Source organism: Streptomyces broussonetiae (genome assembly GCF_009796285.1).
GTDB classification, from domain to species: Bacteria; Actinomycetota; Actinomycetes; order Streptomycetales; family Streptomycetaceae; genus Streptomyces; species Streptomyces broussonetiae.
In genome coordinates, this window is the sequence record NZ_CP047020.1 from 1,182,840 (window position 1) to 1,206,600 (window position 23,761).

The 23,761-nt window shown below is 72.2% G+C and carries 21 protein-coding genes; 10 read left to right on the forward strand and 11 right to left on the reverse strand.

Annotated elements, in window-relative coordinates; genetic code table 11:
* Together GQF42_RS05690 and GQF42_RS05695 are read right to left on the reverse strand one after the other, a co-directional pair.
* Entirely contained in the window at positions 1–1,302 is a 1,302-nt protein-coding gene (locus tag GQF42_RS05690; protein ID WP_158918235.1) for an MFS transporter, read from the reverse strand.
* Between the two features lie 81 nt (positions 1,303–1,383).
* Positions 1,384–1,998 carry a LysE/ArgO family amino acid transporter gene (locus GQF42_RS05695; RefSeq protein ID WP_158918237.1) on the reverse strand — a complete coding sequence of 205 codons (615 nt, stop codon included), beginning with the start codon at positions 1,996–1,998 and terminating at the stop codon, positions 1,384–1,386.
* Between the two features lie 69 nt (positions 1,999–2,067).
* On the opposite strand from GQF42_RS05695, the gene GQF42_RS05700 reads away from it, so the two are divergent.
* Both GQF42_RS05700 and GQF42_RS05705 read left to right on the forward strand, forming a co-directional pair.
* Positions 2,068–2,949, forward strand: a complete 882-nt coding sequence (locus tag GQF42_RS05700) for a LysR family transcriptional regulator ArgP (protein WP_158918239.1) — start codon at positions 2,068–2,070, stop codon at positions 2,947–2,949.
* 302 nt (positions 2,950–3,251) lie between these two features.
* On the forward strand, positions 3,252–3,503 hold the full coding sequence (locus tag GQF42_RS05705; RefSeq protein WP_158918241.1) for a WhiB family transcriptional regulator: 252 nt from the start codon (positions 3,252–3,254) through the stop codon (positions 3,501–3,503).
* A 15-nt stretch (positions 3,504–3,518) separates the two neighbouring features.
* Here GQF42_RS05705 and GQF42_RS05710 read toward each other — a convergent pair whose 3' ends face one another.
* The 4 genes from GQF42_RS05710 to GQF42_RS05725 form a co-directional block, all read right to left on the reverse strand.
* The gene (locus GQF42_RS05710; RefSeq protein WP_233273260.1) at positions 3,519–5,546 is read right to left on the reverse strand and encodes a sensor histidine kinase; all 2,028 of its coding nucleotides are present in this window, start codon (positions 5,544–5,546) and stop codon (positions 3,519–3,521) included.
* Positions 5,543–6,247, reverse strand: a complete 705-nt coding sequence (locus GQF42_RS05715) for a response regulator transcription factor (protein WP_158918243.1) — start codon at positions 6,245–6,247, stop codon at positions 5,543–5,545. The genes GQF42_RS05710 and GQF42_RS05715 overlap by 4 nt, the downstream gene beginning before the upstream one ends.
* A 20-nt stretch (positions 6,248–6,267) precedes the next feature.
* Positions 6,268–7,008 carry a L,D-transpeptidase family protein gene (locus GQF42_RS05720; RefSeq protein ID WP_158918245.1) on the reverse strand — a complete coding sequence of 247 codons (741 nt, stop codon included), beginning with the start codon at positions 7,006–7,008 and terminating at the stop codon, positions 6,268–6,270.
* A 63-nt stretch (positions 7,009–7,071) separates the two neighbouring features.
* The gene (locus GQF42_RS05725) at positions 7,072–8,499 is read right to left on the reverse strand and encodes a M1 family metallopeptidase (protein WP_233273261.1); all 1,428 of its coding nucleotides are present in this window, start codon (positions 8,497–8,499) and stop codon (positions 7,072–7,074) included.
* A gap of 166 nt (positions 8,500–8,665) precedes the next feature.
* Between GQF42_RS05725 and GQF42_RS05730 the strand changes: the two genes are divergently transcribed.
* Positions 8,666–9,013 carry a DUF488 domain-containing protein gene (locus tag GQF42_RS05730; RefSeq protein ID WP_199272580.1) on the forward strand — a complete coding sequence of 116 codons (348 nt, stop codon included), beginning with the start codon at positions 8,666–8,668 and terminating at the stop codon, positions 9,011–9,013.
* Between the two features lie 31 nt (positions 9,014–9,044).
* Here the strand turns inward: GQF42_RS05730 and GQF42_RS05735 are convergent, their stop codons facing one another.
* Together GQF42_RS05735 and GQF42_RS05740 are read right to left on the reverse strand one after the other, a co-directional pair.
* Complete coding sequence (locus GQF42_RS05735) at positions 9,045–10,718, reverse strand: FAD-binding dehydrogenase (RefSeq protein WP_158918247.1); 1,674 nt, start codon at positions 10,716–10,718, stop codon at positions 9,045–9,047.
* Positions 10,719–10,743: 25 nt separating this feature from the next.
* Positions 10,744–11,370 (reverse strand): TetR/AcrR family transcriptional regulator, encoded by a 627-nt coding sequence (locus GQF42_RS05740; RefSeq protein WP_158918249.1) that lies wholly within the window; start codon positions 11,368–11,370, stop codon positions 10,744–10,746.
* 133 nt (positions 11,371–11,503) lie between these two features.
* On the opposite strand from GQF42_RS05740, the gene GQF42_RS05745 reads away from it, so the two are divergent.
* The 3 genes from GQF42_RS05745 to GQF42_RS05755 all read left to right on the forward strand — a co-directional run bounded on the left by GQF42_RS05745 (position 11,504) and on the right by GQF42_RS05755 (position 14,235).
* Positions 11,504–12,133 carry an alpha-ketoglutarate-dependent dioxygenase AlkB gene (locus GQF42_RS05745; protein WP_158918251.1) on the forward strand — a complete coding sequence of 210 codons (630 nt, stop codon included), beginning with the start codon at positions 11,504–11,506 and terminating at the stop codon, positions 12,131–12,133.
* 88 nt (positions 12,134–12,221) lie between these two features.
* Positions 12,222–12,968, forward strand: coding sequence for an MBL fold metallo-hydrolase (locus GQF42_RS05750; RefSeq protein ID WP_158918253.1), 747 nt, complete (start codon positions 12,222–12,224; stop codon positions 12,966–12,968).
* 31 nt (positions 12,969–12,999) lie between these two features.
* A complete protein-coding gene (locus tag GQF42_RS05755) occupies positions 13,000–14,235 on the forward strand; it encodes a DUF4032 domain-containing protein (protein ID WP_158918255.1) in 1,236 nt (411 codons plus the stop codon).
* Position 14,236: 1 nt separating this feature from the next.
* Here GQF42_RS05755 and GQF42_RS05760 read toward each other — a convergent pair whose 3' ends face one another.
* The gene (locus GQF42_RS05760; RefSeq protein WP_158918257.1) at positions 14,237–15,103 is read right to left on the reverse strand and encodes a universal stress protein; all 867 of its coding nucleotides are present in this window, start codon (positions 15,101–15,103) and stop codon (positions 14,237–14,239) included.
* 291 nt (positions 15,104–15,394) lie between these two features.
* On the opposite strand from GQF42_RS05760, the gene GQF42_RS05765 reads away from it, so the two are divergent.
* Genes GQF42_RS05765 through GQF42_RS05775 form a run of 3 tightly spaced genes read left to right on the forward strand, consistent with a single transcriptional unit; the run spans position 15,395 to position 18,913 of the window.
* The gene (locus tag GQF42_RS05765) at positions 15,395–17,071 is read left to right on the forward strand and encodes an FAD-dependent oxidoreductase (protein ID WP_158918260.1); all 1,677 of its coding nucleotides are present in this window, start codon (positions 15,395–15,397) and stop codon (positions 17,069–17,071) included.
* 16 nt (positions 17,072–17,087) lie between these two features.
* Complete coding sequence (locus tag GQF42_RS05770) at positions 17,088–18,566, forward strand: ATP-binding protein (RefSeq protein ID WP_158918262.1); 1,479 nt, start codon at positions 17,088–17,090, stop codon at positions 18,564–18,566.
* Positions 18,563–18,913, forward strand: coding sequence for a UBP-type zinc finger domain-containing protein (locus GQF42_RS05775; RefSeq protein WP_158918264.1), 351 nt, complete (start codon positions 18,563–18,565; stop codon positions 18,911–18,913). The genes GQF42_RS05770 and GQF42_RS05775 overlap by 4 nt, the downstream gene beginning before the upstream one ends.
* 59 nt (positions 18,914–18,972) lie before the next feature.
* Here GQF42_RS05775 and GQF42_RS05780 read toward each other — a convergent pair whose 3' ends face one another.
* Positions 18,973–20,124: an SGNH/GDSL hydrolase family protein gene (locus GQF42_RS05780; RefSeq protein WP_233273749.1), complete on the reverse strand. Its 1,152-nt coding sequence runs from the start codon at positions 20,122–20,124 to the stop codon at positions 18,973–18,975.
* 294 nt (positions 20,125–20,418) lie between these two features.
* On the reverse strand, positions 20,419–22,206 hold the full coding sequence (locus tag GQF42_RS05785) for a M4 family metallopeptidase (protein ID WP_158918268.1): 1,788 nt from the start codon (positions 22,204–22,206) through the stop codon (positions 20,419–20,421).
* 339 nt (positions 22,207–22,545) lie between these two features.
* On the opposite strand from GQF42_RS05785, the gene GQF42_RS05790 reads away from it, so the two are divergent.
* The gene (locus tag GQF42_RS05790; RefSeq protein WP_158918270.1) at positions 22,546–23,724 is read left to right on the forward strand and encodes a serine hydrolase domain-containing protein; all 1,179 of its coding nucleotides are present in this window, start codon (positions 22,546–22,548) and stop codon (positions 23,722–23,724) included.
* Positions 23,725–23,761 lie beyond the last annotated feature (37 nt).

A 23,761-nucleotide genomic window follows, 5' to 3' on the forward strand; every position in this document is an offset into this window, starting at 1 on the left:
TCAGATCCGGTAGCGCCTGAGCGCCGGCACCGCGGCGGCCAGGGCCAGCATCACCACCACGACCAGCGCCCCGCCGCCCGCCACGGCCGCCCGGGGGCCGAAGGCGGATCCCGCGGTGCCGTGCAGGACGTCGGCCAGGCGCGGTCCGCCCGCGACGACCACCGTGAACACGCCCTGCATCCGGCCGCGCATCTCGTCGGTCGCGGCCGACAGCAGGATCGCTCCGCGGAACACCATCGAGACCATGTCGGCGACCCCTGCCAGGGCGAGGAAGCCCATGGCGACCCACAGGTTCCCGCTCAGCCCGGCCCCGGCGACGGCCACACCCCAGCCGACGACCGCTCCGATCACCATCCAGCCGTGCCGGCGGGCCCGCGAGAACACCCCGGAGAACAGTCCGCCGAGCACCGCGCCGACCGGGATGCCCGCGAACAGCACACCGAGCGCGAGGCCCTCGCCGTAGGAGTGGTAGGTCTGGGCGGCCAGCTGCGGGAACAGCGCCCGGGGCATGCCGAACACCATGGCCACGATGTCGGCGAGGAAGGACAGCAACAGCACCTTGTGCCGGGATATGTAGCGGAAGCCCTCGGCTATCTGGCGGATCCCGGCCCTGCGGGCGGCGACCTCGCCGAGCGGCGGCAGCGCCGGAAGACGGAAGACGGCCCAGACGGTGACGCACAGCGCCAGGGCGTCGATGAGATACAGCTCGGGCAGCCCGATGACCGGGATGAGGACACCGGCGAGCAGCGGGCCCGCCACCAGCCCGGTCTGCGTCACGGTGGAGCCGAGAGCGTTGGCCGCGGGCAGTTCCGCGGCGGGCACCAGCCGGGCGATGGAGGCGTTGCGGGCCGGGGCGTTGAGACCGAAGAACGCCTGCTGGAGCGCGAGCAGCACCATGAGGACGGCGACCGAGTCCAGACCCGTGACCGCCTGCGCCCAGAACAGCACCGAGGTCACCGCGATGCCGCTGTTGGTGACCAGCAGCAGCTTGCGCCGGTCCACGGTGTCGGCGACGGCCCCGCCCCACAGCGCGAAGGCCACCATGGGCACGAGGCCGGCCAGGCTCGCGTAGCCGACCCAGGCCGAGGAGTGGGTGATGTCGTAGATCTGCTTGGGTACGGCGACGGCGGTGAGCTGGCTGCCGACGGCGGTGACGATGGTCGACGTCCACAGGCGCCGGTAGGCGGGGATGCGCAGGGGGCGGGTGTCCATCGCCCAGCGGCGCCAGCCGCGCCGGGGCTCGGCCGCCGCCTCCTGCCCAGCGGCGCCGGATCGGGTGGTGCTGCTCTCGCTCGTGTCCACGGGTGTCCTGGTTGCTCGTTACATCTTTTCGATTCGCGAACTAACTATCTCAGGATCACCGTGCGGTCGGCACCGGTCGGCTCAGGATCCGGCCAGGAGAAGGGCGCCCATGGCGAGCATGGTGACCGCCACCAGGGCGTCCAGCACCCGCCAGGCGCCGGGCCGGGCCAGGAAGCGGCCGAGCAGCCGGGCGCCGAAGCCGAGCGCGGCGAACCAGCACAGGCTGGCGCACGCGGCTCCGAGCCCGAAGGTCCAGCGCAGCGCGCCCCGGTCGGCGGCGAGTGAGCCGAGCAGGAACACCGTGTCCAGGTAGACGTGCGGATTGAGCCAGGTCATGGCCAGACAGGTGAGCACCGCCCGGCGCCGGGAGCCGGCCGCCTCGCCCTCCGTGCGCAGACCGGTGCCGGGCCTGAGCACCCGGCGGGCGGCGAGGGCGCCGTAGCACAGCAGGAAGGCGCCGCCGACGATCCCGACCGCGCGGACCGCGCCGGGCCAGGCCACCACGACCGCCCCGACCCCGCCCACGCCGAGCGCGATGAGCACCGCGTCGGACAGCGCGCAGATGCCGACCACGGCGAGCACGGCGTCCCGGCGCACCCCCTGGCGCAGGACGAAGGCGTTCTGAGCGCCGATGGCGACGATCAAGGAGAGTCCGCTGCCGAATCCGGCGGCTGCGGCGGTCAGTGCGTGGTTCATGCCGTCGACACTAGGAAAGGCATCTGCGCAAGTACAGCTAAAGATTCTTACGTATCCTTAGCGTTTGTGATGACAGATCTTCCCCTGGAACAGGTACGGACGCTGCTCGCGGTGGTGGACGAGGGCACCTTCGACGCCGCCGCGGCGGCCCTGCATGTGACGCCGTCGGCGGTCAGCCAGCGGGTCAAGGCGCTCGAGCAGCGCACGGGCCGAGTGCTGCTGGAGCGCACCAAGCCGGTGCGGCCCACGGAGTCCGGGGCGGTGCTGGTGCGCTTCGCCCGGCAGCTGGCGCGGCTGGAGCAGGACGCGTGGGGCGAGCTGGGGCTGAGCGGCGCCGGAGAGCCGACCCGGGTGTCGGTCGCGGTCAACGCGGACTCGCTGGCCACCTGGTTCCTGCGGGCGCTGACCCGGGTGGCGGGGCTCTGCTTCGAACTGCACCGGGAGGACGAGGGCCACACGGCGGCGCTGCTGCGCGAGGGGCTGGTGATGGCGGCGGTGACCGCCCTGCCCGAACCCGTGCCGGGGTGCACGGTCCGGCCGCTCGGCAGGATGCGCTATCTGCCGGTCGCCGCGCCGGAGTTCGCGCGACGGCACCTGGACGGACCGCTGGCGCGGCTGCTGCCGAAGGCGCCGGTCGTGGTCTTCGACCGCAAGGACGACATCCAGGACGGCTTCGTACGCCGGCTGGGCCACGGGGCCGCGAGCCCCCTGAGGCACTATGTGCCCACCTCCGAGGGGTTCGCCGAAGCGGTCGCCGCGGGCCTCGGTTGGGGCCTGGTCCCCGAGGCCCAGGCCGGACCGCTGCTGGCCGAGGACCGGCTGCACCTCCTCGCCCCCGGGAAGTGGGTGGACGTCACCCTGTACTGGCAGCAGTGGAAGCTCGACTCCCCCGCGCTCGCGGCCCTGGCCGGCGCGGTGACGGCGACAGCGGCCGAGTCACTGCGCCGCTGACCGGCCGGACGCCGCAATCCTGGCGTCCGACCGGTGCCGGGCGGCCGGGGGCGGGGTACGGTGGTCCGACGGCGGCGCGGCTGAGCGGCCCGCCCGGTCGTCGCCACCCAACTCCGCGCCTCCGGCGCCCGGTCGGGCACAGGCGTCCTCGCCCAGCGGCCCATCCGCCCCGTTCTTTGGCCTGATTTCCGGCGGTTGCCCCGTTTCCCGCCGCGCTGACCGGTCACCCGAACCCTCAGAACGGTTTTCGTCCCGCGCGGACGACCTCGATCCCATCCAGGAGACGAATCCAGGAGACTTCGATGGACAACTGGCGTGACCATGCCGCCTGCCGTCACGTGGACCCCGACCTGTTCTTCCCCGTCGGCACCACCGGACCCGCGCTGGTGCAGACCGAACGGGCCAAGGCGGTGTGCGGCCTGTGCCCGGCCCGGGAGCCGTGCCTGGACTGGGCGTTGGAGACGGGCCAGAGCACGGGTATCTGGGGCGGCACCACCGAGATGGAGCGCCGTTCACTGCGGCGCCGGGCACATTCCCGGCCACACCTGCGCTGACCCGGAGCCGGGCAGTCAGGACCCGTCGCGGGGCGGCTCGTCGCGGGATGACCCCGTGCCGGGCCGCTCGTCGCGGGATGACCCCGTGCCGAACGGCTTGTAGCGGGTTGACCCGGTGCCGAACGGCTTGTCGGTGGGCGACTCGTCGGTGGATGGCTCGTCGATAGGCGGCTCGTTGACAGGCGGCTCGTTGATAGGCGGCTCGTCGATGGGTGGCTCGGTGGCGGGCAGGCGCAGGGTGAACACCGCGCCCGCGCCGCGCTCGCTCGTGGCCTCGGCGGTGCCGCCGTGGGCGACGACCAGATGGCGCACGATGGGCAACCCCAGACCGCTGCCGCCGGTGCGCCGGCTGCGGGACTTCTCCGCGCGCCAGAACCGCTCGAAGACATGCGGCAGGTCCTCCGCCGTGATGCCCGTCCCGGTGTCCGTGACGGTGAGCACGACGTCGGTGCCGTCCCGGCGGGCGGACAGCGTGACCGTGCCGTCGGCCGGGGTGTGCCGCAGCGCGTTGGAGACCAGGTTGCCGAGTGCCTGCCGCATCCGTACCGGGTCGGCGTCCAGCCAGGCGGCGGGGTCGGCCGCGGTACGCAGGGCGACTGCGGCGGCGTCGGCGGCGACGCCGTGCGCGGCGGCCACCTGGTCCAACAGCTCGGCGGCGCGCAGCGGTTCGCGGTGCAGGCGCAGGGTACCGGCGTCGGCGGCGGCGAGATCCTGGAGGTCGTCGATGATCCGCTGCAGCACGAGCGCCTCCTCGTGCAGGGAGTCCAGCAGGGCAGGTTCGGGTTCGACGACTCCGTCCCGGACGACCTCGAGCCAGCCCCGGATGTTCGTGAGCGGGCTGCGCAGTTCGTGGGCGATGTCGCTGACCATCGCCCTGCGCTGGGCCTCGAGGCGTTCACGGCGCTCGGTCAGGTCGTTGAAGGCCTCCGCGAGGATGCCGGTCTCGTCCCTCGTGGTCACCGGGACCCGTATGTGCAGTTCGGGGGGCGCCCCCGCGGCCTCGGTCAGCGCGCGCAGGGGTCGTACCAGCCGGACGGCGACGACGGCGGTCACGGCGACGGTGACGGCGAGGACGAGACCGGCCGCGCCGATCACCTTGGCCTTGTTGGCCGGCGACATGTCGAAGCGGGACGGGCTCTGGTCGCCGATGCCGAGGAACAGCTCGGCCACCGGCGCGACGTAGGGCTCCAGTTGGGTGCGCCGGGAGGTCAGCAGGCACTGCTGGGCCGCGCGCACCGTGGCCGCCTTGCCCGCATGGGCGTACTTGGCGAAGAGGTAACCGCCGCCGAAGGGGTCCTTGCCGGTCGGGTCGTAGGTGAGGAACAGCGGGCCGTCGAGGTCGAGGCCGGCCTGTTTCAGGCAGGGCCGGGCCAGGTCCGTGAGCGCGTCCAGGGCCGTACGCTCGGTCGGGGTGGGCATGTTGAGCTGCCCGTCCTCGCAGGTCGTGGCGCCGTAGCCGGTGGCGTCGGTGCCGTCCACGCCGGTGACGACGGGCCGTCCGCTCGCGGTGCGGACGACGGTCGCCTGCAGACCGAAGCGCTCGTAGCACTGCTTGCGGACGGCGGCGAGTCTGTCGAGGTTCGCCCGCTCCTTCGCCGGGAGCAGGTAGGGGCCCACCACGCGCGGGTCGATGCCGCTGAGCTGGGCGCCGGTCTCACTGTAGGTGTCGGTGCGCAGCGGGTCGACAGTGGCGGCGGGCCGGGGCGGCAGCGGGGTGCCGCGGGGCGCGGAGTCGGCGACCAGGGTGCGGTCGGCGGTGGTGAGCGCGATCCGGCGGCCGGTCTTCGCGGCCAGCTCCCGGACGGTGCGCCGGACCGCGGACCAGTCGGCGTGGGTGGCGGCGTATCCGCTGAGTTCGGCCAGGATGCTGTTGTCGGCCGCGAGGTCCTGGCCCTGCTCCTCCTTCAGGGCGCTGGTCGTCGTCGTGACCGCGAGCCAGGCGGTGGCGGCCACCGAGCAGACGGCGATCAGGGCAGAGACGGACAGCAGCCGGACGAGCAGCCGTTTGCGCAGCGGGATCCGGCGCTTCGCGGAGGGTTTCACGGCCGTGTGCCGCTCAGCTTGTAGCCGACGCCGAAGACGGTCAGCAGGCGGACCGGGCGGCGCGGGTCGGCCTCGATCTTGCGACGCAGGTTCATGATGTGCACGTCGACGGCCCGCTCGGTGGAGGCCCGGTCGAAACCGCGGGTGCAGTGCAGCAGTTGCCGCCGGGTGAACACCCGCTCCGGCTCCCCCGCCATGGCCAGCAGGATCTGGAACTCGGCGGGTGTGCACTCCACGGGTACGCCGTCGCAGCGCACCTCGTGCCGATCGGGGTCGACGCTGATCCCGGCGGTCCGGACGACGAGGTCGCCGTCCCGGGCGCCGCTGCCCCGGCCGCTGCGCCGCAGCACCGTACGGATACGCGCCATCAGCTCGCGCGGACTGTACGGCTTGGTCAGGTAGTCGTCGGCGCCCAGCTCGAGACCGAGCAGGACGTCGTCCTCGGCGGAGCGCGCGGTGAGCATGACCACCGGGATGTCCGGGTCGCCGCCGCCGCGCAGCGCCCGGCACACGTCGAAACCGTCGACGTACGGCAGCATCAGGTCCAGGACGACGAGGTCGGGCCGCAGGCGCCGGGCGGCGTCCAGGGCGGCGGCGCCGTCGTGCACCACCGTGGCGGTGTGTCCCGCGGCCAGCAGGGAACGGCGGATCAGTTCGGCCTGTTTCTCGTCGTCCTCGGCAACCAGCACATGTGCGCACACGGTTTCGAATCCTAAGCGGCTCAGCCGGCGAGCCAGTCGGCATACCCCATGACGACGGCCGGATGCCGGTCCGGATCGAGGGTGCGCAGCAGGTCCTTCATATGGGCCTTGGCAACGCTGACGCAGCCGTGGGTGGGTCCGCCGTGGTCGACGTGCAGCCAGACTCCGCCGCCGCGCTCGCCTCCCAGCGGCCGGGTCCAGTCCAGGGGCGAGGTGCCGGGCCTGCGGTTGTAGTCGATGGCGACGACGTAGTCGAAGCAGCCGTCGAGCGGTTCGCCCTCGAAGCCGGTGCCGGGCGAGTGGAAACGGCTGGACCGGTGGTACGGCAGCTTGCTGCCGGGGTCCGGGAGCAGGCCGCCGGCGTCGGAGAGGGTGTAGACGCCGAGCGGGGAGCGCAGGTCGCCGAGCATGTGGTGGCCGCTCCAGCCGTGCAGCCCGTTGTGGGCGGGCCAGGTGGGGCCGGCCTGCCAGCCGGTCGCGGTGCGTTCCCACAGGACGACGCTGCAGACCGGGGAGTCCTTTCCCCGTCCGGTGACGACGACGGCCTGCTCGCAGCGCTCGGGTATCGCGGCGGCCCTGGTGGGGCCGAGGCCGGGTATGCCCTGGGGTGCCTGCTCGGCCTGGACCTCGGGGGTGGGGGTGCCGGCGGGCGCCGCGGCCGTGGACGGCGTCCGCCGCTCGGTCGCCTCGGCTCCGCCGCCGCAGCCGGTGAGCGGCAGCAGGGAGACGAGGAGCGCGACGGCGGTTCTGCGATGGATCATGGTGCCGACCTTGGCCGACACTTGTTTGGAACCGGTAAGGGTCTGGTCGGAACCGGTAAGCGTTCAGGCGCTGTTCGGCTTGGTTTTGGTGAACAGCCAGGTGTGGAAGAGCGTGTCCAGCCGCTTGCCCGACACCTGCTCGGCCAGCTTGGTGAACTGTGCGGTCGTACCGTGCCCGTCGCGGTGGTCCGCCGCCCAGGCGCGCAGGATCCGGAAGAAGTCCCGGTCGCCGACGGCCCTGCGCAGCTCGTGCAGGGTCATGGCGCCGCGCGTGTAGACGGGCGTGCCGAAGATGTTCCTGTCGTTGCCCGGATCGCCCGGCGGGTAGGCCCACATCGCGTTGTCCGCGGGGGTGGCGTAGAGCGCGTCGAAGGTCTTCTGGGCGCTGTCGCCGCCGTGCTGTTCGGCGTACAGCCACTCGGCGTAGGTGGCGAAGCCCTCGTTGAGCCAGATGTCCTTCCAGGCGGTCAGCGAGACGGAGTCGCCGAACCACTGGTGGGCGCTCTCGTGTACGAGGGTGCGCAGGTCGGGCGCGGAGTCGTACAGCGGCCGGGTCTGGGTCTCCAGCTCGTAGCCTACGTTCGGAGCGTGGTCGACGATCGCGCCGGCGGCCCGGTACGGGTAGGGCCCGAACAGCTTGCTCTCCCAGGCGAGGACGGACGGCAGCTGCTTCAGCACGGGCGCGGCGGCGCGCGCCTCCCGGGGGTCCACGGCGTTGTAGACCTGGATGCCGTCCGGAGTGGTGGAGCGCTGGACCTGGAAGGTCCCGATGGTGGCGGTCGCCAGGTAGGCGGCCATCGGCCGGCTCTCGCGCCAGCGGAACGTCGTCCACCCGTGTGCGGTGCGCTGCGAGAGCAGGACACCGTTGGCGACGGCGGTGCGCCCCTGCGGGACGGTGAGCGTGAAGTCGTACGACGACTTGTCCTTGGGGTGCGCGTCGGCCGGGAACCAGGTCATCGCCCCCTGCGGCTCGCCCGCCACGAACGCGCCGTCGTCGGTGGGGATCCAGCCGTCCGGGGAGCCGTCGGGGTCGGTGACCGGTCCGGGGGTGCCCTGGTAGGCGACGGCGATGCGGAAGGGGTGGCCCGCGCGGACGGCATGGCGTGGGGTGACGACGAGTTCCTGGCCCTCGCGCCGGAAGGCGGCCGGGGTGCGTTCGACGGTGACGCCGGTGACGCTCATGCCCTCGAGGTCGAGGTCGAAGCGGGTCAGCGGCTGGGTGGCGTCGGCGGAGAGGACCGCCGTACCGTCGAGGTGCCGGGAACCGGTGTCGTAGCGCAGCGACAGGTCGTAGTGCCGGACGTGGTAACCGCCGTTGCCGCTGAGCGGGAAGTAGGGATCGCCCGCGCCGGGCGCGCCCACGGTGCCCGGCGCGGCAGGTCCGCCGGCACCGAGGAGTGCCGCTGCGGCTACAGGGACGGCGGCGAGGACCGCCCGGCGGCGCAGGGTCGTGCTGCGGCGCAGGGCGGGCTGTCCGGGGGGTCGCGTCACATGCGCTCCTCGAGGAGTGGCCGGTGATCGTCTGGCCGCCAGAGTAGGCGCGGTGGTGCCCTGGTGCTGCTCTCCTTCAGGCCACGTTACGCCGCGTCGCGCCCGGTGGCCGTGCGTGCCCGCGGTTAGGCTCACGGCACCGTCCGCAACCCGAGAGGGGCCGGAAGTGAGTGTGCGTGTGCGCCGGGCCTACGAAGAGCCCGAGCCCGACGACGGTCTGCGGGTGCTCGTCGACCGGCTGTGGCCACGTGGTGTCTCCAAGGAGGCGGCGCACGTCGACGAGTGGCCGAAAGGGCTGACGCCGTCGACCGAGCTGCGCAGGTGGTTCCACGGCGGCGGCACGTACGAGGAGTTCCGCCACCGCTACGAAACGGAGTTGGAGGCCCCGGAGGCCGCCGAACTGCTCGACGGCCTGCGCAAGGCGGCCCGCAGGGGCCGCCTGACGCTGCTGACGGCGTCGAAGACGCCCGAGCGCAGCCATGCCCAGGTGCTGCTGGAGCTGCTGGAACGCTGACCCCTTCGCGGGCCGCGGCGGCGGCCCGCGGTCAGCCGGTCTGCCGCGCCGCGTGCCGGCCCGCGGCCCGCCCGGAGAACAGGCAGCCGCCGAGGAACGTGCCCTCCAGCGCGTTGTAGCCGTGCACCCCGCCGCCGCCGAAGCCGGCCACCTCACCCGCCGCGTACAGCCCCTCGACCGGGGTGCCGTCGGCGGCCAGGGCGCGCGAGTCGAGGTCGGTCTGGATGCCGCCGAGGGTCTTGCGGGTCAGCACGTGCAGCCGCACGCCGATGAGGGGGCCGGCGGCCGGGTCGAGGATGCGGTGCGGCGTGGCGACGCGGCCGAGGCGGTCCCCGATGTAGCGGCGGGCGTTGCGGATGCCCTGCACCTGGGAGTCCTTGCTGTAGGGGTTGGCGATCTGCAGGTCGCGGGCCTCGATCTGGCGGCGCACCTCGGCCGCGTCCAGCAGCGGCTTGCCGGTCAGGTCGTTCATCTCGCCGACCAGCTGCTCCAGGGTGCCGGCGGTCACGAAGTCCGCGCCCTTGTCCACGAAGGCCTGCACGGGTGCGGGCGCGCCCTTGCCGAGCAGCCGGTCGCGCAGCACGGCGCCCCGGTCCTTGGCGGTGATGTCGGGGTTCTGCTCGGAGCCGGAGAGCGCGAACTCCTTCTCGATGATCTTCCGGGTGAGGATGAACCACGAGTGGTCGTAGCCGGCGATGTCCTCGGTGGTGCGCAGGTACTTCAGGGTGTTGAGGGTGTCGTAGCCCGGCAGGCAGGGGTCGGGCAGCCGGCGGCCGAGCGCGTCCAGCCAGATGGAGGACGGTCCGGGCAGGATGCGAATGCCGTGGCCGGGCCAGATCGGGTCCCAGTTCTGCAGGCCCTCGGTGTAGTGCCACATACGGTCGCGGTTGACCAGGCGGACGCCCGCGCCGGCGCTGATGTCGAGCATCCGGCCGTCGACGTAGGCGGGGACGCCGGTGACCATCTCGGCCGGGGGCGTGCCGAGCCGCTCGGGCCAGTGGCGGCGGACGATGTCGTGGTCGGCGCCGATGCCGCCGGTGGTCACGACGACCGCCTGGGCGGTGAGTTCGAAGTCACCGGCGCGGTCGCGGTTGGAGGGGACACCGCGCGCCGAGCGGTCCTCGGCGAGCACCGTGCCGCGCACCCCGCGGGCCGTGCCGTCCTCGATGACCAGCTCGTCCACCCGGTGGCGGTGGTGGAAGGCGAGCAGTCCGTCACGGGCGGCCTGGCGGGCGTACTTCACGAAGGGTTCGACCACGCCGGTGCCGGTGCCCCAGGCGATGTGGAAGCGGGGCACGGAGTTGCCGTGTCCGGCCGCCCTGAGGTCGCCGCGTTCGGCCCAGCCGACGGTCGGCAGCAGCTCGATGCCGTGGCCCTGGAGCCAGGGGCGTTTCTCGCCGGCCGCGAACTCGACGTAGGCGCGGGCCCAGCGCACCGCCCAGGAGTCCTCGTCGTCCAGCCGGTCGAACTGCGCGCTGCCCTGCCAGTCGTTCCAGGCGAGGCCGAAGGAGTCCTTGATGCCGAGGCGGCGCTGCTGCGGGGAGTCGACGAGGAAGAGCCCGCCGAAGGACCAGAACGCCTGCCCGCCGAGGTTGGCGGCGTTCTCCTGGTCGACCAGGGCCACCCTGCGTCCCCGGCTGGTGAGTTCGTGCGCCGCGACCAGGCCGGCGAGGCCCGCTCCGACGACGATGACGTCCGCGTCCATGGCGTCCGGTTCCTTCCTCGGTTGCTCAAGCAGTGGATGGGGCGCTGCCGCCCTCGGTGAGGAGCGCGGTGAGCAGCTGTTTCAGCCAGGTCCGCGCGGCCTCGACGTCCTTGTCCAGCAGCAGCTGGGTGGTGACCCCGTCGTAGGCGGCGACCACGGCGTGCGCGGCGCCGTCCACGTCGCCGAGCACGGCGGGCAGTGCGGTGTGGCCGCGGGCCCGGAAGAGCCGGTCGGCGACGGCTTCGCGCAGGCGTGTGCGGTGGTCGAGGAGGGCTCGGGCGACGGCCGGATCGCGGGCTGCGTGCACCAGGAAGTCGGTCTTGACCAGCAGCCAGTCCACGTCGAGCAGCAGCACCTCGGTGACCTGGTCCACGGAAGCCGCTACGTCGAGGTCGGCTCCGTCCTGGGCGAGGGCGTCGGCGACCTGGGCGGCGATGAGGTCGGCGCGCTCCTGGTAGAGCGCGAAGAACAGCTCGTCGAGTGTGGCGAAGTTCGAGTAGAAGGCGCCCCGGCTGTAGCCGGCGGCTTCGCAGACCTCCTCGATGGAGACCCGGCCGAACCCCTTGGCCGCGAACACCTCGAACGCGGCATCGAGCAGCCGGGCCCGGGTGGCGAGCCGGCGCCGGGTGACGCGCCTGGGTGTGTCGTTCATCGGGCACCGCTCCTCCCGTTCGATACGCGAATGTATCCGATACATCGATGTATCGAAAGAGGGCGGCGACCGGCCCGGCGAGGTCCGTCGATCCAGTGCGAACGTATTTTCGATTTAGGAGTACGCTGGGCTCATGTCCACGCACCTCCAGGGCTCCCTGTTCGACCAGACCGACGAGCTGCGGCTCGGCCCGCTGGACGGGCTGCGCCGGACCGAGCTGTCCGACGGCGCCTGGATCGATGTGCTGCCGGGCTGGCTGAGCGGTGCGGACGCCCTGTTCGAACGACTGGCGGCCGACGTGCCGTGGCGGGCCGAGCGGCGCAAGATGTACGACAACGTGGTGGCCGTACCGCGCCTGCTGGCCTTCTGCGCGGCCGGTGACCCGCTCCCCCATCCGGTGCTGGAAGAGGCCCGCGAGGCCCTGTCCCGGCACTACGCCGAGGAACTGGGCGAGCCGTTCACCACCGCCGGGCTGTGCTTCTACCGCGACGGCCGGGACAGCGTGGCCTGGCACGGGGACCGGATCGGGCGGGGCGCCCGCGAGGACACGATGGTCGCGATCCTCTCCGTCGGCGAGCCCCGGGACCTGCTGCTGCGCCCGGCCCGCGGAGGCGGTGCGACGGTGCGGCGGCCGCTCGGACACGGCGACCTGATCGTCATGGGCGGCTCCTGCCAGCGCACCTGGGAGCACTGCATACCCAAGACCGCCCGGGCGTCGGGCCCGCGCATCAGCATCCAGTTCCGGCCGCACGGGGTGCACTGACGCGCGCGGTCATCCCTCTTGCGCAGGCCGTTGACCGATCTGGTTGGCTGTCCGTCGACGATCAGCGGCGACGCGGGACGGGAAGACCATGCGGGCAGAAGTACGGCAAGTGGCCGACGGGACCTATCTGGTGCACGGCAGCAACGTCAACTGGGTGATCCTCAAGGACGGCGACGCCGTCACCCTCGTGGACACCGGCTACCCCGGGGACCGGCAGGGGGTCCTGGAGTCCCTGGCCGCGGTGGGCAGTTCACCGGAGGCGGTCGCCGCCGTGCTGATCACACACGCGCACAACGACCACCTGGGCTCGGCCGAGTACCTGCGCGCCACCCACGGCACCCCCGTCCTGCTGCATCCCGCCGAAGTCCCGCATGCGCGCCGGGAGTTCCTCCAGCAGGCCGGCACGGGGGACGTGCTGCGCAATCTGTGGCGGCCGGGCGTGCTGCCCTGGGCGGTGCACACGGTGCGGGTCGGCGGCACCGAACAGCACCCGGTCACCGCTCCCGAGCCGTTCCCGGCGGACGGCAAGCTCGATCTGCCCGGCCGTCCCGTACCCGTGCACACCCCCGGCCACACCGACGGCCACTGCGTCTACCACCTGCCCGACGCCGGGATCGTCATCTCCGGCGACGCGCTGGTCAGCGGGCACGCGATCTCCCGGATCAAGGGCCCGCAGCTGCTGACCGACTTCTTCCACCACGACCGCGCCGGGGCGATCGCCTCCCTGGACCTGATCGGCGCGCTCGACGGCGACACCCTGCTGCCGGGACACGGGCCGGTGCACCACGGCTCGCTGCGCGCGGCGGCCGAGCAGGCCCGGGAAAGGGCTTCCTAGAACTCCCGCGCGGGGCCTTAGGGTTCGTGCCATGGCCTTGCAGATCAGTGCCACGAACCCGGAGCACCCCGCGCTCCTGCTCGCCCTGCCCTGGGACGTGCCCCTGGAGGAGTGGCCCGCGGAGTATCTCGTGCCGCTCCCCAGGGGCATCTCGCGGCACGTCGTGCGGTACGCGCACGCCGGCGACGAGGTGATCGCCGTCAAGGAGCTGGCGGAGCGGCCCGCGCTGCGCGAGTACGAGCTGCTGCGCGACCTCGACCGGCTCGGCATCCCCGCCGTCGACCCGCTCGCGGTGGTCACCGGCCGCACCGACCGGACCGGCGCCCCGCTGGAGCCGGCCTTGGTCACCCGGCATCTGCGCGGCTCGATGCCGTACCGCTCGATGTTCGAGACGACCATGCGCCCGGCGACCATGCACCGGCTGATGGACGCCCTCGCCGTGCTGCTGGTCCGGCTCCATCTGGCCGGTTTCGCCTGGGGCGACTGCTCGCTGTCCAACACCCTCTTCCGGCGCGACGCCGGCGCCTACGCCGCCTACCTGGTCGACGCCGAGACGGGCGACCTGCATCCGCGGCTGAGCCGCGGACAGCGGGAGTACGACCTCGATCTGGCCCGGGTGAACATCAGTGGCGAGCTGCTGGACCTGGAGGCGTCCGGCGCGCTGCACCCGTCGGTCGACCCGGTGGAGTTCGGCCACGAGATCTGCACCCGGTACCAGGGGCTGTGGCAGGAGCTGACCCGTACTTCGGTGTACCCGGCGGGCAAGTACCACTACATCGAGCGCCGCATCCGGCGCCTGAACGAGATGGGCTTCGACGTGGCCGAGATGCAGATCGAGCACTCCTCGAACGGCGATTCGGTCACCTTCGTGCCGAAGGTCGTGGACGCCGGCCACCACCAGCGCCAGCTGCTGCGGCTGACCGGCCTGGACGCCGAGGAGAACCAGGCGCGGCGGCTGCTGGGCGACCTGGAGAGCTGGATGGCCACCCAGGACGACCACGCGCCCGGCGATCCCCTCGCCGCCCGCCCCGAGGTGCTCGCCCACCGCTGGGTGCGGGACGTCTTCCGGCCCACCGTGCGGGCGGTGCCGCCCGAGCTGCGCGGCTCCATGGACCCGGCGGAGATCTACCACGAACTCCTCGAGCATCGCTGGTACCTGTCCGAGCGCGCACAGCACGACATCGGCCTCGACACGGCCGTCAAGGACTACACCGCGAACATCCTGCCCACGGCGCGGGCCACGCTGGAGCCGACGGTCCCCGAGTAGCTCACTCGTGCGGGACCACGGCGACCGGGCATGCGGCGTGGTGCAGCACCCCGTGGGCGACCGAGCCGATCCGGGCGCCCACGGCCGTCCGGTGCGCCCGGCGCCCCACGACCATCAGCTGGGCCCGGCCGGCCACCGCCAGCAGCACCTGGCCCGCGCTGCCCATCTCCACCTGTTCGGCCACCGGCACGTCCGGGAACCGCTCCCGCCAGGGCCCGAGGGCCTCGCTCAGCGCCTGCTTCTCGTACGGCTCGAGACCGCCGGCGTCGTCCAGCAGCTTGAGCGAACCGGGGCTGTAGGCGAAGACCGGCGGCAGCGTCCACGCCCGGACGGCCCGCACGGTCGCGCCCCGCGCCGCCGCCGTCTCGAAGGCGAACCGCAGCGCGGCCGCGCTGTCCTCGCCGTCGCCCTGCTGCCCGACCACGACGTCCCGGCCGGCCACCTCGGCGGCCGCCCTGTCCCCGGCACGCACCAGCACGACCGGCCGGGCCGCCTCGGCGATCACCTGCCGGCCGACCGAGCCGAGCAGGAATCCGACGACCGGGCCGTGCCCGCGCGAGCCCAGCACCAGCATCTCGGCCTCGGCCGCCGCCCGGACCAGTGCGTGCACGGGGTCGCCCTCGACGACGTCGACGGCCGGGGCGAGCTGCGGATGCCGCTCGGCGACAGCGCGCACGGCTTCACGCACACCGTCCGACGCCCACCCCTGCTGGGTGCCGCGGTCGACCGTGGCGAGCTGGTCGGCATAGCGCCAGGCGTGCACCACACGCAGCGGCAGCCCCCGGCGTACGGCCTCCCGGCCGGCCCAGTCCAGCGCGGCCAGGCTCTCCTCGGAACCGTCCAATGCTGCCGTGATCGGGCGTGTCATGCGTGGGTCTCCTCGTCGTCGCAGCGGGTGTCGTGGAAGACGATCATCTCGCGAGCGCGCCCCGCCGCGGAAACGCAGGCGTCGCGCCGCCGGTGGGCCGAGATGCTCGGCCGGGCGTCGTGAACGACGACGCCGACGAGTCCTGCGTGCTCGGGGAGTCGCCGCCGGGCTGATCACCGTCCCCGCGGTATCCCGGGGCGAACCGCACCGATCGAACATACGATGGCGGAGAACCGGTGCGGCGGTCCTCACGACGCCGTGCCGCGGGAACCGACTCGGGGTGGGAGACGTATGACACAGGCCGCCGAGACAGCGCGGACCGTCATCCTGACCGTGGACGACGACCCGGGAGTCTCCCGTGCCGTCGCCCGCGATCTGCGGCGGCGCTACGGCGAGTCGTACCGGATCGTGCGGGCGGAATCCGGCCAGTCCGCGCTGGAGGCGCTGCGCGAGCTGAAGCTGCGGGGCGACCTGGTGGCGGTGATCCTGGCCGACTTCCGCATGCCGCAGATGAACGGCATCGAGTTCCTCGAGCAGGCGCTGGATGTGTATCCGGGGGCGCGGCGGGTGCTGCTGACCGCGTACGCGGACACCAACGCGGCGATCGACGCGATCAACGTCGTCGATCTCGACCACTATCTGCTCAAGCCGTGGGACCCGCCGGAGGAGAAGCTCTATCCGGTGCTGGACGATCTGCTCCAGGCCTGGCGGTGCAGCGACTACCGGCCCGTGCCCAGCACCAAGGTGGTCGGCCACCGCTGGTCGGCGCGGTCCTCGGACGTGCGTGAGTTCCTGGCCCGCAACCAGGTGCCCTACCGCTGGTACTCGGTGGACGAGCCGGAGGGGCAGCGGCTGCTGGCCGCCGCCGGGCAGAACGGACAGCGGCTGCCCCTGGTGATCACCCCGGACGGCACGGCCCTGGTCGAGCCTGAGGCGCCCGAGCTGGCGGCGAAGGTGGGCCTGGCGACGACGCCCACGGCCGACTTCTACGACCTCGTCGTGATCGGCGGCGGACCGGCCGGGCTCGGCGCGGCCGTGTACGGGGCCTCGGAAGGCCTCAGGACCGTGCTCGTCGAGCGGTCGGCGACCGGCGGGCAGGCCGGGCAGAGTTCGCGGATCGAGAACTACCTGGGCTTTCCCGACGGGGTCTCCGGCGCTCAGCTCACCGGCCGGGCGCGGCGGCAGGCGGCCAAGTTCGGTGCAGAGATCCTGACCGCGCGGGAGGTGACCGGGCTGGAGGTCAACGGCTCCGCCCGGATCGTACGGTTCGCGGACGGCTCGGCGATCGCCGCACACAGCGTGATCCTCGCGACGGGGGTGCAGTACCGGCAGCTGGAGGCCACCGGCTGCACCGACCTGACCGGCTGCGGGGTGTTCTACGGCTCGGCGCTGACGGAGGCGGCGGCCTGTCAGGGGCAGGACATTTTCATCGTCGGCGGCGCCAACTCGGCGGGCCAGGCGGCGATGTACCTGTCCCGGAGCGCGAAGTCGGTGACGCTGCTGGTGCGCGGTGCCGACCTGTCGGCGTCGATGTCGTACTACCTGATCCAGCAGATCAACGAGGCGCCGAACATCTCGGTGCGCCCGCACACGGTCGTGGACGCTGCGCACGGCGCGGACCACCTGGAACAGGTGACGCTGCGGCACACGGTGACCGGGGAGAGCGAACGGGTCGACGCGCAGTGGATGTTCGTGTTCATCGGTGCCGCCCCGCTGACCGACTGGCTGGGCGACGCGGTGCTGCGCGACGAGCGCGGGTTCATCCTGGCCGGGCCCGACCTGACCGCCGACGGGCGCCCGCCGGCCGGCTGGGAGCTGGACCGGGCGCCCTACCACCTGGAGACCAGCGTGCCCGGTGTGTTCGTGGCGGGTGACGCGCGCGCGGAGTCGGCCAAGCGGGTCGCGTCCGCCGTCGGCGAGGGAGCCATGGCCGTGATGCTCGTCCACCGGTACCTGGAACAGTCATGAACGATCTGGAGCAGTCATGAGTGGTCGGATCATGCCATGCAGCCCTCGGGAGATCAGCTCGCTGTTCCTCTTCGAGAAGCTGAGCCCCGAGCAGCTCGGGCGGCTGTGCAGCGAGGGTCGCGTCGAGCTGTTCGAGCCCGGCCCGGTGTACACCGAGGGCGACCCGGCCACCTGCTTCTTCGTGATGATCGAGGGCACGGTGGTGATGTCGCGCCGGGTCGCCGGCGACGACGTGGAGGTCACCCGCACCGACCAGCGCGGGGTGTACGCGGGCGCCATGCAGGCGTACCTCGGCGACCGGGTGCGGCAGGTGTACACCAACTCGATGCGGGTGACGGTGCCGACCCGGTTCTTCGTGCTGCCCGCGGACATCTTCGCGGAGGTCATGACCGACTGGTTCCCGATGGCCGTGCATCTGCTGGAGGGCCTGTTCTTCGGGTCGAAGAACACCCAGGCGGCGATCGGACAGCGCGAGCGGCTGCTGGCGCTGGGCTCGCTCTCGGCGGGGCTCACGCACGAGCTGAACAACCCCGCGGCGGCGGCCGTACGAGCCACGGCCACGCTGCGCGAACGGGTCGCGAAGATGCGGCGCAAGCTCGCCTTCATCGCCGAAGGCCCCTTCTCCCGCGAGGCGTTGGCGAGCCTGATGGAGGTACAGGAGCGCACCGCGGAGCGGGTCGCGAAGGCCCCGGCGCTCAGCCCGCTGGAGGCCGCCGACCGGGAGGACCTGCTCACCGGCTGGCTGGACGACCACGGCATCGACAACGGCTGGCAGCTGGCGCCGACCTTCGTGCAGGCCGGGCTGGACGTCGACTGGCTGGCGCAGGTCGCGGCGGCCGTGGACGAGGAGATCCTGCCCGGGGCGGTCGGCTGGCTCAACTACACCATCGAGACCGAGCTGTTGATGAACGAGATCGAGGACTCCACCGCCCGGATCTCGCATCTCGTCGACGCGGCCAAGCAGTACTCGCAGCTGGACCGGGCCCCCTACCGGGTGGTGGACGTGCACGAACTCCTCGACAGCACCCTGCTGATGCTCTCCGGCAAGATCGGCGCGGACATCGAGGTCGTCAAGGAGTACGACCGTGCGCTTCCGCCGGTGCCCGCCTATCCGGCGGAGCTGAACCAGGTGTGGACCAACCTGATCGACAACGCGGTCTCCGCCATCAACAGCGCGGGCGGTGCGGGCACGTTGACCGTGCGGACGGCGCTCGACCGTGAGCGGCTGCTGGTCGAGTTCCGGGACACCGGGCCCGGTGTCCCGCCGGAGATCAAGGACCGGATCTTCGACCCGTTCTTCACCACGAAACCGGTCGGCGAGGGAACCGGGCTGGGTCTGGACATCTCGAGGCGGATCGTCGTCAACAAGCACCACGGCACCCTGCACGTGCAGTCGGTGCCCGGCGACACCCGCTTCCAGGTACTGCTGCCCCTGGCCGCCGAACCGTCCGAGTCGTCCGAGCCGTCCGAGGAGCGAGCGGAGGAAGCCGTATGAAAGACGTCGAGGGGTTCGACGCGAACGTCCCGCCCAGCGGTACCGGGTGTGTGGAGTGCGAGGAGGCGGGCGGCTGGTGGTTCCACCTGCGCCGGTGCGCGCAGTGCGGTCACATCGGCTGCTGCGACGACTCCCCCGCCAAGCACGCCACCGCCCACTACCACGCCACCAGGCACCCGGTGATCCGGAGCTTCGAGCCGGGCGAGGAGTGGTTCTGGAACTACGCCACCGAGGAGTTGTACGCCTCGGGCCCCGACCTGGCCCCGCCGGCCAGCCATCCCGAGGACCAGCCCGTGCCGGGCCCGGCGGGACGGGTGCCGGCGAACTGGGCGGAGACGCTGCGCTGAACCGGGCGGGGCCACCGCGCTGAGCCGGCCGGGTTCCGGGGACCCGGCCGGAGCTGCGGTCAGCGGGCGCAGTTCAGGCGGCTCAGGTCGACGGCGTCGGCCATCGCCCGCATGCCCCGGTCGTTGGGGTGCAGATGGTCGCCACCGTCGAAGAACGGCAGGATCCGGTCGGGGTCGTGGGGATTGCGCAGGACGCGGTCGAAGTCGGTGACGGCGTCGACGTCATGGGTGCTGCGCAGGTACTGGTTGACCTGCCGGCGCACGGACTCGCCGGCCGGGTCCCATTCGGGCCAGCCCTCGAACGGGCCGACCGTGGCGGCGACGACGCACTTGCCGGCCGCGTGCACCCGTCGCGCGATCTCCCGGTATCCGGCGATCAGTTCGGCCGCGGTGACTCCGGTGTGCGCCTTGATGTCGTTCACGCCCTCGAAGAGGAACACGGTGCGTACACCGGGCAGCGTGAGCACGTCCCGGCCGAGCCGGTCGAGGGCGCTGCGCCCGGCGCCGTCCGCGAGGACCTTGTTGCCGGAGATGCCCTCGTTGGCGACGCCCTTGATGTCCGTGCGGGCCGTGCGCAGGCGCCGTGCGAGGTAGTCGGGCCAGCGCCGGTCGAGGTCGCTGGTGGAGTGCCAGCCGTCGGTGAGGGAGTCGCCGAGCGCGGCCACGGCTCTGGTGGACGCCCGGGAGGGCCGCACGGACACGGCGTCGAGGTACCACCAGGAGCCGGTCGTCTGCGTCCAGTTGGTGCCGCTCTCCTCGGCGGTGTGGTCGCCCTGGCCGGTGTACGACGTCTGCATCGCCATCCCGTGGCCGCTCGCCGGACCGGCCGCGTCCGGGGTGTGCAGGCTGACGGCGAGGTCCGTGCCGGCCGGCACCGTACCGGGCAGCGGATCGCTCCAGGCGACGGCCCCGGCCCCCACGGTGACCGTACGGGCGCCGCCGAAGGTCAGCCGCCGGTTGCTGCCACGGCGCAGTGCGGCACCCCGGTCGCGCACACCTGCCCAGACGCTGTCCAGGGTCAGCGGGCGGTCTCCGAAGGCGTTGGTCACGCGGACGCGCAGCCCGCTGCCGCCGACGCTGGTGTGCACGATCAGCCGGTAACCGTCGCCCGCAGCGCCCTCGCTCAGCTGGTCGGCGCTCGCCGCCCAGGTGACCACTGCGGAGGCACGGCCGACGGACGCGGGCAGCGGCTCGGCCGCGTGGGCGGACACGGACGGGCAGACGGCGACCGCCAGCAGGGCGGCGCCGACGCGGCAGCCGCGTCCGAACCGGCTGCTCGCCGGGCGACGTCCCGGAGCGCGCCGGACGCGCCGGGCCGCCTGCGCACGGTCCGGGAGGTGCCCTGCGTATCCCACGGAGGTCATGGTCCCGCCGATGCCGCGGATGCGCACCTCGGTGGCAGGGGCGTCCCGCCGGGCGAGGCCGGACTTCGTCGTGCGGGCCAGGACATGCGGATGCCCCGCGCGGGGCGGGGCATCCAGGGGTACGGCGGTACGGCTGCTGCGTCAGTGACGGGCGGCTGGGGTGTTGGCGGCGGTGACGTTGACCGCGGCCCATGCGTTGTCCACCGTCTTGTACTCGGTGCTGTTCGCGCCGTACAGGTCCTTGGCCGCCTTCAGCGTCGCGACGCGCGCGTCGTGGAAGTCGGTCGTGGAGACCATGTAGCGGGTGAGCGCACGGTAGAAGATGGCGGTCGCCTTGGACCGGCCGATGCCCTTGACCGTGGAGCGGTTGTAGGTCGGCGAGTCGTAGGCGACACCGTTGATCGTCTTCTTGCCGCTGCCCTCGGCGAGGAGGTAGTAGGCGTGCGAGGAGACACCGGAACCGGCGTGCACCTCGGTGTAGTAGGTGTCCGGCGACCAGTAGTCGATCGTGCCCTCGAGCTTGTCGAGCGAGGGGTGGTCCAGGCGGCGCAGGAACTTCTGCGAAAGGCCCAGCTTCTCGCCGATCAGGTAGTCCGGCGTGTCGTTCTTGTTGTTGGCGTAGAACTCGACGTTCGAGCCGAAGATGTCCGCGAGGGACTCATTGAGCGCACCGGGCTCGCCGTACTGGTTGCCCCTGGCGTCGACGAAGGTCGGCTGCAGCTTCGCGGTCGCGTCGACCACGCCGTGCGTCAGCTCGTGGCCGGTGACGTCGAGGACGACGAGCGGCTTCTTGAAGGTCTTGCCGTCGCCATCGCCGTACAGCATGCAGTTGCAGGTCGGGTCCCAGAAGGCGTTGGCGACCTTGCTGCCCCAGTGGACCATGCCCTGGGCGGCCTTGCTGTTGTTGGCTATGCCCTTGCGGCCGAAGGTGCTCTTGTAGAAGTCCAGCGTCTTGGTGATGCCGTACTGGGCGTCGGCGGCGGCGCTGGCCCGGTTGCTGGTCGCGCCGTTGCCCCACACGTCGGTGGTGTTGGTGAACTTGGCGCCCGCGCTGAACTTCTCCGTCTGCGAGCCCTTGGCATCACGCGTCTCGGTGCCGTACCGGCTCGGGTCCTTGAGCTGGTAGTGGCCCTTGGAGGTGGCCGTGGTGGTCAGACCGACGCTGCCCACGAAGAGGGTCTTGCCGGTGCCCTTCGCGGCTGAGGGGTACGGGGTGACGGCCGAGGCGCCGGAGCCGAGCAGGCCGGCCGCCTCGGGGGCCTCGGAGGCGCTGCCGGTGGCCGGGTCGAGCGTCTCGCCGTGCTTGCGCAGGTTGTCGAGCAGCTTGGGCGACAGGAACTCGTCGCTGTCGGGGGTGTTGCTGCGCACCTTGCCGGTGACGGCGTCGACGACGACGGTGTTGGTGCCGTCCTGGTCGGTCACGGTGACCTGGTAGGCGAGGGCCGAGGAGCCACCGCGGGCGTCCACGACGAGCTGGGCGCCGCCCGCCTCGCCCTTCGCCGCCTGGGCGGCCTTGGCGGCGGCCTGGTCCGCGGTCAGCCTGGCCTTGCCGGTGGCCGGCTGCACGGCGTGGTCGGCGGCACGGGTCACGCCCGTGTACGCGAGGCCCCGGTCGAGGTGGACGACGAGGTCGCCGCCGAGCACGTCAAGACCGTTGTACGTGCGGACGAATCGGACGTGCCGGGCGCCCTCGGGGTCGGTCATCACGTCCTGGGCGTGCAGTTCGTCGCCCTTGGAGACACCGGTCGCCGAGGCGTGGGCGAAGGCCGCGGCGCGTGCCGCGTCCACCACCGCCGAGGCGTTCGTACCGGCGGAAACGGCGGATCGCTCCCCCGTGGAGGGACCCGCGAAGGCCGTACCGGCCAGGCCCGTGGCAGCGGTGGTCACCGCGATGGCGACGGCGACGCTGCGTATGTGCGGTCTACGCACTGATCAGGGTTCCTTCGTTCGAAGGCGGCCGGCATCGCCAACCGCCCCGCAACATGACGCGGTTCGGCGCCATGAGGGCTGGTCGGGCCCCGAGGGGTAACCCTTACGGATCAGTCATGTTCACGTAAAGATGGAATGATCGCTTTCGCCATCTTCTATGGCAATCCTTTACAAAGGTGCGCCACAGAGTGATCACAAGCTGACCAACTGTGTGTCGACTGTGGAGACGACGACCCAATCCCCTAGGTTCCAGGCCCGGAATGTGACTGACGTCGCATCCCGCGTCGCATCCTTCTCATATCCGTTCTCGTGTTCTCGTATCGCTGAAAGAGGTGCCGGATGGTCTCAACAACGGTGGGCCGGGGCGCGGTTCTCGGCGCGGTCGCGCTCTCGCTCCTCGCGGTACCGGCCCGGGCCGCGACCGCGGAGCCGGGCACCCCGGCGGCACCGGCGCCCGCGGCACCGGACACCGCGGGCGTGGCTGCGGCGCTGCGCCGGGCGGTGGACGAGGGCGCGCCGGGCGCTCTGGCCCGGATCGAGGACCACGGCAGGACGTACAAGGTGACGCGCGGTCTGGCCGACCGCAGCACCCGGCGGGCCATCACCGCCGACGACCGGTTCCGCATCGGCAGCGTCACCAAGACCTTCTCGGCCGTCGTCCTGCTCCAGCTCGCCGACGAACACCGGCTGTCGCTCGACGCCCCGGTCAACCGCTATCTGCCCAAGCTGCTGCCGGACGACCGGATCACCGTCCGCCAGGTGCTCGGTCACCGCAGCGGGCTGTACGACTACACCAACGACATGTTCGCCGACAGCGTGTCCGGCTTCGAGGCGGTACGGAACAAGGTCTTCACCTACCGCCAGTTGATCGCCCTCTCCCTGAGGAAGCCCCGTACCAACGCGCCGGGCGCCGCGTACTCCTACTCCAACACCAACTTCGTCGTCGCCGGGATCCTCATCGAGAAGCTCACGGGGCAGTCCGTGCGCACGGCGTACGAGGACCGCATCTTCAAGCCGCTGAAGCTGCGCGACACTTTCTATGTCCACCCGAAGACCACGATCCCGGGCCGGTACGCCCGCGGCTACCTCACCCCCGACGAGGCCGGTGCCCCCCTGCTCGACACCACCAACCAGACGGTGTCGTGGGCGCAGAGCGCGGGGGCGATCATCTCCAGCGCCCGAGACCTCGACACGTTCTACTCCGCCCTGCTGAGCGGCCGACTGCTGTCCGCCGCCCGGCTCGGCGACATGGAGAAGTTCATCCGGGTCGACAGCACGACGGCGTACGGGCTCGGGCTGCGGCGGCGCGAGCTGTCGTGCGGGGTCGCCGTGTACGGGCACACCGGGATCGTGCAGGGGTACTACACGTACGCCTTCGCCACGAAGGACGGTGCGCGCAGTTTCGCGGCCGTCGCCACCACCTCCAACAACGCCAAGGTGCAGGAGGCGATGGGCGGGGCGCTGGACACCGCGTTCTGCGGGAAGGACGGGAAGAACGGGAAGGCAGCCGGGCAGTAACGGCGGTTGTCGCCCCGTCCGGGGCGGGTCGCGGGAA

What these genes read in the sequence shown, in the direction of transcription:
- GQF42_RS05695 (WP_158918237.1), bottom strand. Translation starts at nt 1,998, where the DNA reads ATGAACCACGCACTGACCGCCGCAGCCGCCGGATTCGGCAGCGGACTC.
- GQF42_RS05700 (WP_158918239.1), top strand. Translation starts at nt 2,068, where the DNA reads ATGACAGATCTTCCCCTGGAACAGGTACGGACGCTGCTCGCGGTGGTG.
- GQF42_RS05705 (WP_158918241.1), top strand. Translation starts at nt 3,252, where the DNA reads ATGGACAACTGGCGTGACCATGCCGCCTGCCGTCACGTGGACCCCGAC.
- GQF42_RS05720 (WP_158918245.1), bottom strand. Translation starts at nt 7,008, where the DNA reads ATGATCCATCGCAGAACCGCCGTCGCGCTCCTCGTCTCCCTGCTGCCG.
- GQF42_RS05735 (WP_158918247.1), bottom strand. Translation starts at nt 10,718, where the DNA reads ATGGACGCGGACGTCATCGTCGTCGGAGCGGGCCTCGCCGGCCTGGTC.
- GQF42_RS05740 (WP_158918249.1), bottom strand. Translation starts at nt 11,370, where the DNA reads ATGAACGACACACCCAGGCGCGTCACCCGGCGCCGGCTCGCCACCCGG.
- GQF42_RS05745 (WP_158918251.1), top strand. Translation starts at nt 11,504, where the DNA reads ATGTCCACGCACCTCCAGGGCTCCCTGTTCGACCAGACCGACGAGCTG.
- GQF42_RS05750 (WP_158918253.1), top strand. Translation starts at nt 12,222, where the DNA reads ATGCGGGCAGAAGTACGGCAAGTGGCCGACGGGACCTATCTGGTGCAC.
- GQF42_RS05755 (WP_158918255.1), top strand. Translation starts at nt 13,000, where the DNA reads ATGGCCTTGCAGATCAGTGCCACGAACCCGGAGCACCCCGCGCTCCTG.
- GQF42_RS05760 (WP_158918257.1), bottom strand. Translation starts at nt 15,103, where the DNA reads ATGACACGCCCGATCACGGCAGCATTGGACGGTTCCGAGGAGAGCCTG.
- GQF42_RS05765 (WP_158918260.1), top strand. Translation starts at nt 15,395, where the DNA reads ATGACACAGGCCGCCGAGACAGCGCGGACCGTCATCCTGACCGTGGAC.
- GQF42_RS05770 (WP_158918262.1), top strand. Translation starts at nt 17,088, where the DNA reads ATGAGTGGTCGGATCATGCCATGCAGCCCTCGGGAGATCAGCTCGCTG.
- GQF42_RS05775 (WP_158918264.1), top strand. Translation starts at nt 18,563, where the DNA reads ATGAAAGACGTCGAGGGGTTCGACGCGAACGTCCCGCCCAGCGGTACC.
- GQF42_RS05790 (WP_158918270.1), top strand. Translation starts at nt 22,546, where the DNA reads ATGGTCTCAACAACGGTGGGCCGGGGCGCGGTTCTCGGCGCGGTCGCG.